We start from the raw sequence: 11,563 nt of genomic DNA on the forward strand, positions 1-11,563 counted from the left end.
CGTCAGCCTCCGAATTCGCATTGTGGGTCCGGGCCCTCGGGCAGCTGCGCCTCCGCGCGCAGCAACTGCTCCCCGACCTGCGCCCGCACCGACCGCAGTTGCTCGATCAGCGTGTCCAGCTCGGCGAGCTTGGCCCGGTAGACGGCGAGCGAGGCGGGGCAGGAGTCACCGGCGGGATGGCCGGCGCGCAGGCACTCGACGAACGGTCTCGTCTCCTCGAGGCCGAACCCGAAGTCCTGGAGGGTCCGGATCTGCCGGACCAGCCGCAGGTCGCCCTCGTCGTACGTGCGGTAGCCGTTCACCGCGCGCCGTGCGGGCAGCAGCCCGCGGGACTCGTAGTAGCGCAGGGTCCGGGTGGTGGTGCCGGCCCGCTCCGCGAGCTCGCCGATTCGCATGTCGGAGACCGTAATCCTTGACGCCGACGTCAAGGCAAGGCCTGTCGCACGAGGCCCCCCGGGAACCGGAAAGCGGCGTGTGCCGGACCCAAGGGGGAAGAGGTCCGGCACACGCCTGGGAGGAAGGTCCGCGGGGGTCAGACCTTCACGGGCTCACGCTCGTCGTCACGCGGGGCCGGGACGTCCTGGCCGCCGCTGTCGCCGTGCGGCGCGTGGTCGTCGACGAGGGTCTTCTCGTCGAAGGGGACCTTGCCGGCCAGCACCTGGGCGGCCCGCTCCTTGTCGATCTCCTTCGTCCACGTGCCGACCAGGACCGTCGCCACCGCGTTGCCGGCGAAGTTCGTCAGGGCGCGCGCCTCGCTCATGAAGCGGTCGATGCCGACGATCAGGCCGACACCGTCGACCAGCTCGGGCCGGTGCGACTGCAGGCCGCCGGCCAGCGTCGCGAGACCCGCTCCGGTGACGCCCGCGGCGCCCTTCGAAGCGATGATCATGAAGACCAGCAGCGAGATCTGCTCGGAGGCGCTCAGCGGCGCGCCGGTCGCGTTGGCGATGAACAGCGAGGCCATCGTCAGGTAGATCGCGGTGCCGTCGAGGTTGAAGGAGTAGCCGGTCGGGACGGTGATGCCGACCACCGGCTTGCTCACGCCCATGTGCTCCATCTTCGCGATCAGACGCGGCAGCGCGGACTCGGAGGAGGAGGTGGAGAGGATCAGCAGGAACTCACGGCCCAGGTACTTCAGCAGCGAGAAGAGGTTCATCCCGGCGATCAGGCGGAGCAGCAGGCCCAGCACCACGAAGACGAACACGGCACAGGTGACGTAGAAGCCGATCATGATGACGGCGAGCGACTTCAGGGCGTCCAGACCGGTCTCGCCGACCACCGCGGCGATGGCGCCGAAGGCACCGACGGGCGCGGCCCACATGATCATGGCGAGGATGCGGAAGACCAGGCGCTGGATGTGTCCGATGCCGCGCAGCACGGGCTCACCGGCCGACCCCATGGCCTGGAGCGCGAAGCCCGCCAGCAGCGCCACGAGCAGCGTCTGCAGCACCTCGCCCTCGGTGAAGGCGGAGACCAGCGTGGTGGGAATGATGCCGAGCAGGAAGTCGGCGGTGCTCTCGCTGGCGCCGGAGGCCTGCTTCGCGCCGGCCTCACGAGCGGCGTCGGTGAGGTGCAGGCCGGCGCCCGGGTCCAGCAGGTTGCCGACGAGCAGACCGATGGCGAGGGCGACGGTCGACATGACGAGGAAGTAGCCGAGTGCCAGACCGCCGACGGCGCCGACCTTGGCGGCCTTGCGGACCGACCCGATGCCCAGCACGATCGTGCAGAAGATCACCGGCGAGATCATCATCTTGATGAGGTTCACGAACCCGGTGCCGATGGGCTTCAGCTCGACGGCGACCCCGGGGGCGACGAAACCGACGATGATGCCGAGCACCACCGCGCCGATGACTGCCAGATACAGATAATGGGTACGGTCCCGCTTGCCTGCGGCTGTAGTGGCCACGGGGTGCCTCCTCGTTCGAATGTCGTCCACGTCCCGATGGATCTCAGCGACTATCCATCAGGCTGTGACACCGGTCACCCTTGCGTTCGTTTCGTTCACACAAATCCGGCCAGGCAGACTGGCCGCATGCGCATCCCCCGTCCCCGCAGCCTCGCGGCCCAGCTCTTCGCCATGCAGGTCGTGCTGGTCGCCGCGATCGTGGCCGGCTGCGCGCTCTTCGCCTACCTCACCGACCGGTCCCAGGCGGAGGAGAGCGCGCGCCTGCAGTCCCGTGCCACCGCGGCGGCCGCCGCGCGCTCCCCCTCGGTCGCGGAGGCCGTGGGGACGAAGGACCCGTCGGCGGTCCTCCAGCCGTACGCGGAGGGCCTGCGCGAGGACGCCGGCATGGACTTCGTCGTGATCATGGATCCCCAGGGGCGCCGCTGGACGCATCCCGAGCCGGACCGGATCGGACGTACGTATCTCGGCCACATCGAGCCCGCGCTCGGCGGCCGGGTCTACAGCGAGCAGTACGTCGGGACGCTCGGGCTGTCGGTGCGCACGGTCGCGCCGGTGTACGAGGGCGGGCGGGTCGTCGCCATCGTCAGCGCGGGCATCACCGTCGAGGAGATCACCGAGCAGGTGCGTGACCAGGTCACCGCGCTGCTCGCCATGGCGGGTGCCGCGCTGGTGCTCGGCGGGGCCGGCACGTACGTCATCAACGCCCGGCTGCGGCGGCACACCCACGGGATGAACGCGGCGGAGCTCGGCCGCATGCACGACTACCACGAGGCCGCGCTGCACGCCGTGAGCGAAGGTCTCGTCATGCTCGACGGCGGCCGCCGGATCGCGCTCGCCAACGACGGGGCGCGGGAGCTCCTCGGGCTCGGCGAGGACGCCGTGGGCCGCCATGTCGCGGACCTCGGGCTCCCGCCGCCGCTCACCGGGGCCCTGCTTGCCTCGGAGCCGCGCGTGGACGAGCTCCATCTGTCCGCGGACCGGGTCGTCGTCGTCAACAGCCGGCCCGTGGTGGGCGGGGAGCAGCGCGGCACCGTCGTGACCCTGCGCGACCACACGGAGCTCCAGGCCCTCTCCGGCGAGCTGGACTCCGAGCGAGGCTTCACGCAGGCCCTGCGCTCCCAGGCGCACGAGGCCGCCAACCGGCTCCACACCGTCGTGTCGCTGATCGAACTCGGCCGGGCGGACGAGGCGATCGTCTTCGCCACGGCCGAGCTGGAGCTGGCCCAGGCACTCACCGACCGGGTCGTCGACGCGGTCGGCGAACCCGTGCTGGCGGCACTGCTGCTCGGCAAGGCGGCGCAGGCCAACGAGCGCGGCGTGGAACTGGTCCTGGCGGAGGACAGCCGCATCGACGACGGCGTCATCCCGCGCTCGCTCCCGTCCCGTGACCTGGTGACGATCCTGGGCAACCTGATCGACAACGCCGTCGACGCGGCCTCGGAGGCGGGGACGGACCCCCGGCCGGTCGCCGCCCCCGCCGCGGCGGCCCGGCCCATGACTCCCGCGCCCCGCTCACCCGCAGCATCCGAAACACCCGAAGCACCCGAAGCGGTGCCGGAAGAGGCACCGGAACAGGCATCGGAGGAACCGCTGCTCGCGGCCGCGGTCCCGGGCACGGCCCCTCCCTCCCCCGTCCTGCACACCACGAGCGCGCCGCCGCGTGCCGCACGCGCACGGGTCACCGTGACCGCCCGGGTCGAGAGCGGCGAGCTGCTGCTGCGCGTCGGTGACACCGGCGCCGGCGTCGACCCGGACGACGCCGCCGAGGTGTTCCGGCGCGGCTGGTCCACCCACGGTGCCGGCCGCGGCCTCGGTCTCGCGCTCGTGCAGCAGGCGGTGCACCGCGGCCGTGGCACCATCGTGCTGGCCCAGGGCCCCGACGGCGGCGCGGAGTTCACCGTGCGGCTGCCGCTGCATCCCGCGGAGGTGCCGGTATGACGATCAGAGTTCTCGTGGTCGAGGACGACCCTGTCGCCGCCGACGCGCACGCCCTCTATGTGGGGCGGGTGGCCGGGTTCAAGGTCGCCGGGATCGCCCATTCACGGGCAGAGGCCGTCCGCGCCCTGGAGCGCACCGACGTGGACCTGCTGCTGCTCGACCTCTATCTGCCCGACGGTCACGGTCTGGCGCTCGTACGGTCGCTGCGCGCGGCCGGCCACTCCGCCGACGTCATCGCCGTCACCTCCGCCCGCGATCTGGCGATCGTCCGCGAGGGCGTGTCGCTCGGGGTGGTGCAGTACGTCCTCAAGCCGTTCACGTTCGCCACCCTCCGCGACCGGCTCACCCGCTACGCCGAGTTCCGTGCCTCCGCCGGCGAGGCGAGCGGCCAGGACGAGGTGGACCGGGCGCTCGCGACCCTGCGGACGCCCCGTGTCACCACGTCCCTCCCCAAGGGCCTCAGCGGTCCCACCCTGGAAGCCGTCACGCGGACCCTGCGCGAGTCGGCGGAAGGGCTCACCGCGACGGAGGCGGCCGCTGCCGTCGGCATCTCGCGGATCACCGCGCGCCGGTATCTGGAGCACCTCGTCACCGCCGGCCGCGCGGTCCGGGCACCCCAGTACGGGCAGATCGGCCGCCCCGAGCTCCAGTACCGCTGGATCAGCACCGTCCGCTGAGCCGCCAAGTCGTGTGTTCTGCACGGGGATTGCTTTTGTCAACTGACCGGTCATACGGTCACCGGGCAGCAGCCCACGCGCCCCGCAGCACGCTAGCGGCAGCAAGCGGACCGCAGTCCTGCCCGGCGCCCCCGGCTCCGAGGAGGTCGTGCCCGTGCGCCCCACCGCCCCACTGGCCCTCACCATCGCTGTCACCACCCTCGCGGCGGCACTCACCGCCTGCGGCAACGATTCCGGCGGCGACCCGGACACCGTGGAGGTCGTCTACAACCGGTCCACGGACAACAAGATCCGCTTCAAGGACGCCTACCTGGAGGCGGCGAAGCGGCAGTTCGAGAAGGAGAACCCGGGCAAGAAGGTCAAGCTCGTCCCGATCCAGGCACCGGACAACGACTACGCCACCAAGGCCCAGCAGATGATGCGTTCCCCGAAGACCGCGCCGGACCTGGTCTACGAGGACACCTTCCGCATCAACTCCGACATCAAGGCCGGGTACTTGCGGCCGCTCGACGACAAGCTCGCCGGCTGGGACCAGTGGGACCAGTTCGTCGACACCGCGAAGGCCGCCGCCAAGGCCGAGGACGGGAAGACGTACGGCGTCCCGGACGGCACGGACACCCGTGGCCTGTGGTTCAACAAGGAGATCTTCGCGAAGGCGGGCCTGCCGGCCGACTGGCAGCCGAAGAACTGGGCGGAGATCCTCGACGCCGCCCGCACGGTCAAGGAGAAGGTGCCCGGCGTCGTCCCGCTCAACGTCTACACCGGCAAGGGGCCCGGCGAGGCGGCCGTCATGCAGGGCTTCGAGATGCTGCTGTACGGCACGGGCGAGGACCCGCTCTACGATCCCGGCACCAGGAAATGGGTGACCGGAGGGCAGGGCTTCAAGGACGCCCTCGACTTCGTCGGCACGGTCTACAAGGAGAAGCTCGGACCGGACGTCTCCGACGCGCTCGACCCCAACGTGGGCACACGCGTCGCCACCGAATGGTTCCCGGAGGGGAAGCTCGCGATCTCGCTCGACGGCTCGTGGATGGGCCAGAACTGGATCAACAAGGGCCCCAAGGAGTGGCCCGAGTGGAGCGAGAAGCTCGGCCAGGCGCCGATGCCCACCCAGCACGGCCAGGCGCCGGGCAAGGTGTCGATGTCGGGCGGCTGGGCCTGGTCGGTCCCTGCGAAGGCCGAGAACCCGGACCTCGCCTTCGAGTTCGTGAAGACACTGCAGACCCGGCAGAACGCCACCCGGTGGTGCGTCGTGGGCGCGCAGATCGCCGTACGCAAGGATGTGGCGGCCGATCCGCGCTATCTGAGGTCCATGCCGGGCATCGAGTTCTTCACCGGCCTCGTCCAGTACACCCATTACCGGCCGGCGCTGCCCGTCTATCCGCAGGTTTCGACCGCGATCGGGGAGGCGATGGAACAGGTGACCACCGGGGACGCCTCCGCTGCGGACGCGGCGAAGTCGTACGACGAACAGCTGAGGACCATCACCGACGGCGCGGTCGTCTCCAAGTGAGCGACCGGTGAGCGCCTCCCGAACGGGATGGTGGCGGTGGGTACCGCTCGCCCCCGCCACCATCCTGCTGCTCCTGTTCCTCGCCGCCCCGATCGGCTACTGCGTCTGGATCGCCTTCACCGACACCCAGCTCACGGGCCAGTCGGGGGCCGAGTTCGTCGGACTGGACAACTTCCGCCGTGCCTTCGCCGACGACGACTTCCACAACGCCGTCCGGCTGACCCTCGTCTTCACCTTCGTCTCCGCGATCGTCGGCCAGAACACCCTGGGCCTGGCGCTCGCCGGTCTGATGCGTGCCGCGTCCCGCCCCGTGCGCACCCTCACGGGCACTTTGGTGATCACCGCCTGGGTGCTGCCCGAGATCGTCGCGGCGTTCCTCCTCTACACCTTCTTCCGGCGCGAGGGCACGCTGAACGCGATCCTCGACTGGCTGCATCTCCCGTCGCAGAACTGGCTGTACACGCTGCCCATCCTGGCCGTGTCCTTCGCCAACGTGTGGCGCGGCACCGCGTTCTCGATGCTCATCTACTCCGCGGCGCTGTCCGAGATCCCGCGTGAGGTGACGGAGGCCGCCGAGGTCGACGGGGCGTCCGGCCCGCGCCGCGTCCGGTACATCGTCCTGCCGATGATCCGGCGCTCCATCGGCACGAACCTGATGCTGAACACCCTCTCGACACTCTCCGTCTTCGGTCTGATCTGGGCGATGACCCGCGGCGGGCCGGGCAACCGCAGCCAGACCCTGCCGGTGTTCATGTACGACCAGGCGTTCCTCAAGTCCCTGATCGGCTACGGCACGGCGGTGGCGTTGCTGCTGTTGCTGGTGGGTTCGCTGTTCTCGGTCGTCTATCTGCGGCTGATGAAGGTGGAGCCGTGATGCGCCGAGCGGCCCGGGCCCGCCTCGCCGCCGACACCGCGCTGCTGGTGACGGCGGCGGCGTTCGCGGTGCCGCTGCTCTGGCTGGTCCTCGCCTCGGTGGACGCGGAGGCGGATCTGCGCCTGCGGGTCCCGGCGTCGGTCACGGCCGACAACTTCGACGCGGTGCTCACCGACGAGATCACGTTCACGCCGATGCTCAACAGTCTGCTGCTGTGCGGCGGCGCGACGGTGGTCTCCGTGGTCTGCGCGGCGCTGGCCGCCTATCCGCTCTCGCGGCACCGGTCGCGCTGGGGCCGCTCGTACCTGCTGACCATCCTGTTCACGACCTGTCTGCCGATCACCGCGATCATGGTCCCGGTGTACGGCCTGTTCGTCCAGGTCGATCTGATCGACACGACGTACGGCACGGCGCTCTTCCTGGCCACCGCGCAACTGCCCTTCGCCGTCTGGCTGATGAAGAACTTCATGGACGGCGTCCCGGTGGTGCTCGAGGAGGCCGCCTGGACGGACGGGGCGTCGAACCTGCAGACACTGACGCGGGTGGTGCTGCCCCTGATGGGGCCGGGCGTGACGGTGGTGACGATCTACACGTTCATCATGCTCTGGGGAAACTTCTTCGTCCCCTTCATGCTGCTGCTGAGCCCCGAGCAACTGCCCGCGTCCGTCTCGATCTTCACGTTCTTCGGCAACTACGGCTCGGTCGTCTACGGCCAGCTCGCGGCGTTCTCGATGCTGTACTCGGCGCCGGTGCTGGTGCTGTACATCCTGATCTCCCGCAGGCTGGGCGGCGGCTTCGCGCTGGGCGGGGCGGTGAAGGGGTGACGGACCCGCCCGCACCGTCACGGCCGCCCCTCCCGCCGGGCGCTCCCCGGCCCCCGGAACCGCCCGGTAACCTCGATGACCCACTCCCCGCCGGCCCGGCCATGGCCGTCCTGACGGTCCGGGCGTGCGATCAGGTCGGAGCTTTCGACAAGCCGTGGCTTTGGGTGTACGCACCGTAGTCAGCGAGGGACGGCCGCCTCTACGTTGTGCGCGTGCAGCACAACCCCTCCCCTCCGTTCAACGCCCCCGCCGCGCGCCGGCTGCGCGAGGCCCTGGGTATGGCGCCGGGCCATGTGGCGTACGGGCTGCGGGCCCAGTACGGGATGCAGGTCACCCCCGAGACCGTGACGGCATGGGAGCGGGGCCTCGCCGTCCCCGGCACCCGGGAGCTGACCGCGCTGGCCGGCGTGCTGTGGTGCTCGCCGGGCGAGCTTCTCTCCACCGCGACGAGCCTGCGCGAGCACCGGATCGCCCGTGGCCTCGCACCCGACGAGCTGGCCCGGCGGCTCGGCATGGACGCCCATGCCTATCTGCGGATGGAGGAGTCGGGCAGGTGGCGGGGCAACGAGCGGCAGACCACCGCCCTCGCCGGGGCGCTCGGCCTGTCCCCCCGCGAACTGCTCGCCGCGACGGGCCGCGACGAGGAGCTGGCGGAGCTGCTGCGGGGAGCGGTGACCTCGCGGTGGCAGGCGTACGTGCGCCCGGTGGGCAGGATGCTGCCGCTGGAACGCGGCCATCTCCAGGACGTCCTGCAGCAACTGCACACCGACTACCAGTCCCGCATGGTGGCCACCCTCAGCTGGGGCGCGGCCGTCGACGACACGGGCGAGCCGGGGCGTGAGTTCCTCGACCGGATCGTGGACCACTTCTGGGAGCTCTCGCGCGGCTGACCGGCCCCCGACGGGCACGGAGGGTCACAGCCAGCCCCGGCGGGCGGCGAGAGCTCCTGCCTGGAACCGGCTCGTGGCGCCCAGCCGGTCAAGGACCGTCCTGATCCTGCGCTCGACGGTGCGCGGGGAGACCCCGAAGTGACGGGCAATCCGCAGGTCGGTGGAGCCGGCGGCCATCAGACACAGCAGTTCCCGTTCCTGGTCCCCGAGGTCGACGTCCGTCTCGCCCTCGCCGCCGAGCGGCATCGCCATCTCCCACACCGTCTCGAAGAGGCTGATGAAGCCGTCGAGCAGGGCGGAGCGGCCGATCACCAGCGATTCGGAGCTGTGGTTCGGCGCCGCGGTCGCGGTGGGCACCAGGGCCATGTCCTCGTCGAAGATGACCAGCTTCATGGGCGTCCTGGCGATGAAGCGCCCTTCCTCGCCGCGGGCCAGAGTGCGGAGCATGCTCGCCCGCGCGGCGGGCAGGTTCAGCGCCTCCGCCGCGTAGATGGTGCGGTAGGCGACGCCCCGGTCCATGGCCTTCATCTGGCGTTCGTCGTTGGCGCCGAGCGTCTGCGCGAAGGGCGGGGCGGCTATACCCCGCACGCTGAACCGGCAGCTGTCCTGGCCGGCCGCGAACAGGCGCAGCATCTCCTCCGCCCGCACCTGGCGGATCGTCGAGGTGCTCCCGGCACCCCGTGCCGCCAGGTACTGCTGGGTGAGGGACTCGACGGCCCGGTGGGAGAGGAGCACCTGCTCCTCCAGTCGGCCCACCCACGCGGCGGACACCGCGCCGGGCGGCCGGACCGCCGCTTCCAGCGGTACGCCCGCGGCGGGCTCCGCCGCCCCCATGTCCAGCAGCCGTTCGAGCGCCTCGCGCGCCTCCTTGGGGGTCAGCTTCGTCGCGGCGGCCAGAGTCCTCGGGTCGTGCCAGGGCGACCGGGCGAGTTCCGCGTACACCTTCTCGAGGACGGGGTCGTCGACCGGCAGTATGCGCCCCGTACGCTCGGGCTCGACCACGGGATCACCCCTCCGACTTGCTGTTTCCGGGCGGGAGAGATGATGTCAGATGTCTTCGGTCCCGACGCGTGAGCCGGACCACATTCTGCAATAACGCTTCGAAAACGCGAACGGCCGTACCGCACCGCGGACAGCGGTGCGGTACGGCCGTGGCCCCACTGGAGCCGGGCCCGGATCAGGTCCTCAGCTGCCGCTCCGGGCGCCCTTGCCGCCCTTGCCGGAGGTACCGGCCTTCACGTTGACCGCCGCCCAGGCCGCGTCGACCGCCTGGTACTCGGCGCTGCCCGCGCCGTACAGGTCGGTCGCCGCCGACAGAGTGGCCGTGCGCGCGCCCTGGTAGTCGGTGGTGGAGGTCATGTACGCCGTCAGCGCCTTGTACCAGACCTGCTCGGCCTTGGCGATGCCGATGCCGCTGACCGCCTTGCCGTCGTATGTCGGGCTGTTGTAGCTGACGCCGTTGATCGTCTTGGCGCCGCTGCCCTCGGACAGCAGGTAGAAGAAGTGGTTGGCCGGGCCCGACGAGTAGTGCACGTCGATCCGTCCGAGCGAGCTGGACCAGTAGTCCGCGGAGTTGCCGTCCTTGCTCGGCTTGTCCATGTAACGCAGCGGGGCTCCGGTGCCACGGATGTCGATCTTCTCGCCGACCAGGTAGTCGCCCGGGTCGCTGCTGTTTCCGGCGTGGAACTCGGCAGCGGCGGCGAAGATGTCGCTGGTCGCCTCGTTCAGACCGCCGGACTCACCGCGGTACACGAGACCGGCGGTGTTGGAGGTGACGCCGTGCGTCATCTCATGAGCGGCGATGTCCAGCGCGGTGAGCGGCTTGCTGTTGCCGGAGCCGTCGCCGTAGGTCATGCAGAAGCAGGAGTCCGACCAGAACGCGTTGACGTAGTTGTCGCCGTAGTGCACCCGCGAGTACGCGGCGACGCCGTCGTTCCTGATGCCGTTGCGGCCGTGCACGTTCTTGTAGTAGTCCCAGGTGACGGCCGCGCCGTAGTGCGCGTCGACGCCCGCGTCCTGACGGCCGCCGCCCCAGACGTCGTCGGCGTCGTTGAACAGCGTCCCGGTGCCGGAGGTGCCCTGGTTCAGGTCGAAGGTGCGGTGGCCGCCGCGCATCCCGTCCTTGAGGTCGAAGGTGCTGCCGTTGGCCGTGGTGGTCAGCGGGACGGTGCCGTTGTAGTCACCGGTGCCCGTGCCGGTGTGGACGGTCTCGTACGAGAACAGTTCCGCGCCCGTGGCGGCGTCGGTGACCACCCGCATCTCGCTCGGAGTGCCGTCCTGCTGCACACCGGTGACGACGGTCTCCCAGGCCAGTACGGGCTTGCCGGTGGCGGCCCAGACGACCTTGCGCGCGTCCTCCGCCACCACCTTGCTGGTCTCGTGCGCCGCGGACACCTTCAGCGCGGCCTTCTTCGCGGCCGACGCCGGCACCTTGGCGGACGTGCTCGTCACCGTTATGCGGGCATTCGTCGCTTTGGTGACACTGTGGTTGCCGTTCTTCTCCTTGTGGACGACCAGATCGCCACCGAGAACCGGAAGCCCGTCGAAGGTGCGCTCGTAGCGGGTGTGCACCGTGCCGTCCGCGTCCTTGACCACGTCGCGGACCACGAGCTTCTCGCGGTCGTCGAGGCCGAGGGCCTTCGCCTCCGAACCGGCCGCGCTCTGCGCCGACTTCAGCGCGGCCGCCCGCTCCGAGGGAGCGAGGACGATCGCCGTCGCGTCAGCGCTGCCGTCGGAACCGGCGGTGGCCGACCCCGACTGGATCCCGATGACGACCATGGCGGCACAGGCCGTGAGAACCGCGGCGCGGGTGGTCGCCCTGCGGGTGGTGGTGCGTGTCACTCAAGTACTCCTAGGCAAGGGCCGCGTGGGGTCGCGGCCGAGGGGGGTGACGGGCGCCGGGGTGCGGGCGCCGTCCCGTTGGCTCGCCGGGGCAGCCGGG

General features: G+C 70.7%; 10 protein-coding genes. 6 read left to right on the forward strand and 4 right to left on the reverse strand.

The features are described from left to right. Positions 1 to 2: 2 nt before the first annotated feature. Positions 3 to 395 carry a MerR family transcriptional regulator gene (locus SPRI_RS12030; protein ID WP_005311723.1) on the reverse strand — a complete coding sequence of 131 codons (393 nt, stop codon included), beginning with the start codon at positions 393 to 395 and terminating at the stop codon, positions 3 to 5. 137 nt (positions 396 to 532) lie between these two features. Continuing rightward, positions 533 to 1,906: a C4-dicarboxylate transporter DctA gene (locus tag SPRI_RS12035; RefSeq protein ID WP_005311725.1), complete on the reverse strand. Its 1,374-nt coding sequence runs from the start codon at positions 1,904 to 1,906 to the stop codon at positions 533 to 535. A gap of 126 nt (positions 1,907 to 2,032) precedes the next feature. On the opposite strand from SPRI_RS12035, the gene SPRI_RS12040 reads away from it, so the two are divergent. The 6 genes from SPRI_RS12040 to SPRI_RS12065 all read left to right on the forward strand — a co-directional run bounded on the left by SPRI_RS12040 (position 2,033) and on the right by SPRI_RS12065 (position 8,622). Then, complete coding sequence (locus SPRI_RS12040) at positions 2,033 to 3,844, forward strand: sensor histidine kinase (RefSeq protein ID WP_005311726.1); 1,812 nt, start codon at positions 2,033 to 2,035, stop codon at positions 3,842 to 3,844. Next, a complete protein-coding gene (locus tag SPRI_RS12045) occupies positions 3,841 to 4,521 on the forward strand; it encodes a response regulator (protein WP_005311728.1) in 681 nt (226 codons plus the stop codon). The genes SPRI_RS12040 and SPRI_RS12045 overlap by 4 nt, the downstream gene beginning before the upstream one ends. Positions 4,522 to 4,675: 154 nt before the next feature. Then, complete coding sequence (locus SPRI_RS12050) at positions 4,676 to 6,034, forward strand: ABC transporter substrate-binding protein (protein WP_106428416.1); 1,359 nt, start codon at positions 4,676 to 4,678, stop codon at positions 6,032 to 6,034. 7 nt (positions 6,035 to 6,041) lie between these two features. Next, positions 6,042 to 6,908 carry a carbohydrate ABC transporter permease gene (locus tag SPRI_RS12055; RefSeq protein WP_005311731.1) on the forward strand — a complete coding sequence of 289 codons (867 nt, stop codon included), beginning with the start codon at positions 6,042 to 6,044 and terminating at the stop codon, positions 6,906 to 6,908. After that, complete coding sequence (locus SPRI_RS12060) at positions 6,908 to 7,732, forward strand: carbohydrate ABC transporter permease (RefSeq protein ID WP_037773726.1); 825 nt, start codon at positions 6,908 to 6,910, stop codon at positions 7,730 to 7,732. The genes SPRI_RS12055 and SPRI_RS12060 overlap by 1 nt, the downstream gene beginning before the upstream one ends. 278 nt (positions 7,733 to 8,010) lie before the next feature. Further along, a complete protein-coding gene (locus tag SPRI_RS12065) occupies positions 8,011 to 8,622 on the forward strand; it encodes a helix-turn-helix domain-containing protein (RefSeq protein WP_107082462.1) in 612 nt (203 codons plus the stop codon). A gap of 24 nt (positions 8,623 to 8,646) precedes the next feature. On the opposite strand, the gene SPRI_RS12070 is transcribed toward SPRI_RS12065, so the two are convergent. Both SPRI_RS12070 and SPRI_RS12075 read right to left on the reverse strand, forming a co-directional pair. Continuing rightward, positions 8,647 to 9,624: a helix-turn-helix transcriptional regulator gene (locus SPRI_RS12070; protein WP_005311737.1), complete on the reverse strand. Its 978-nt coding sequence runs from the start codon at positions 9,622 to 9,624 to the stop codon at positions 8,647 to 8,649. Between the two features lie 183 nt (positions 9,625 to 9,807). Continuing rightward, on the reverse strand, positions 9,808 to 11,463 hold the full coding sequence (locus SPRI_RS12075; protein WP_005311739.1) for a M4 family metallopeptidase: 1,656 nt from the start codon (positions 11,461 to 11,463) through the stop codon (positions 9,808 to 9,810). Positions 11,464 to 11,563 lie beyond the last annotated feature (100 nt).

The organism is Streptomyces pristinaespiralis (genome assembly GCF_001278075.1).
Lineage (GTDB): Bacteria > Actinomycetota > Actinomycetes > Streptomycetales > Streptomycetaceae > Streptomyces > Streptomyces pristinaespiralis.